General features: G+C 29.6%; 2 protein-coding genes. One reads left to right on the forward strand and one right to left on the reverse strand.

All coding sequences use genetic code 11. From position 1 onward, the window contains the following. The coding region (locus CXF67_RS09900) for a PAS domain-containing protein (protein ID WP_102088597.1) at positions 1 to 406 on the forward strand (406 nt) is incomplete at its 5' end. Here CXF67_RS09900 and CXF67_RS09905 read toward each other — a convergent pair. Continuing rightward, positions 403 to 1,116: PH domain-containing protein (locus CXF67_RS09905; protein WP_180957957.1), on the reverse strand; the 714-nt coding region annotated here is incomplete at its 5' end. The two genes, CXF67_RS09900 and CXF67_RS09905, sit on opposite strands and share 4 nt — an antisense overlap.

Below are 1,116 nucleotides of genomic sequence, written 5' to 3' on the forward strand. Positions count from 1 at the left end.
GAAGAAGAAAGATGTTGAAAGATTAGTAGAATTTCAAAATAAATTCAAATGGGATTTCCAAATAGAGGAAACCCTTTTTAATAATGAATATAAAGCTATAATAATTACTGATGATAATCAGAAAATTATTTGGGTTAATGAGGGATTCAAAGATATGACTGGTTATAGTTTAGCATTCCTTAAAGATAAAAGTCCTAAGATTTTACAAGGTGAAAAAACGTCAAGAGTAGCCTTAGATCAAATCAGAGCTCAGTTAGCAACAGATTCTTTTTGCCAAACTTCAATGGTAAATTATAGAAAGGATGGAAGCGAATATATGTGTGAGATAAAGATTTACCCAGTTCATAACTCAAACCATAAAGTGAAGCATTACATAGCACTTGAAAATGAGGCCTTGCTTAATTAAATCCAATCTTTATTAGTTGATTCCACCTTATATATTAAGTAATTCAAAATCTTTCTCGCCTCCTCTACTTTTAAATATTCTATAGTAAGAGATCCTGAAGCTGTTTCCAAAATTAAATCGGCATGTCCGTTATACTGTTGTAAAATATTTCTTCTAAGTTTAACCGATTGTAATTTGTGAATTTCAATAAGTTTGTGAATCGTTTCTATAGAACCATTCCTTACATTTATAAAAGTTGGATTTATTCCTATACTGCTTTTTTTCACTTTTAAAATAGAGAGAAAAATAAATATAAGGAGTAGGAGAAAAATACCAATCCCACTTACCCAGTTAAAGTAGAAAGCATAAGCTAAGAGCGAAAGGATTATTATAACAGCCAATCTTTGATAAAAATATCTAAAAAAAAGTCTGGCTTGAGATCTACAAACGCTGTACGCTTGCTCAGACAGATCTACATTAAACAAAGATCTAAAAAGCATATCCAAATTTAGCTTAGAAACTCCAACAATTCCTATTTTTTGCTTTTCAGAAAGTTGATTGGAAGCTGCTTGGCTCACGTATATACTCTTTATTTTAAACAGCTTCTTTATAGGGTTTGTCCTTATCTCAAAAATTTGGGTTTTTACTTTTTTTATAACTTTATTGATTTTTTTAAACAGACCATACTCCACTTCAAAATTTTCTTGGTTTTTGGTAATTTTTAAATCATA

Source organism: Psychroflexus sp. MES1-P1E (genome assembly GCF_002836055.1).
In the GTDB taxonomy this organism is placed as follows: domain Bacteria; phylum Bacteroidota; class Bacteroidia; order Flavobacteriales; family Flavobacteriaceae; genus Psychroflexus.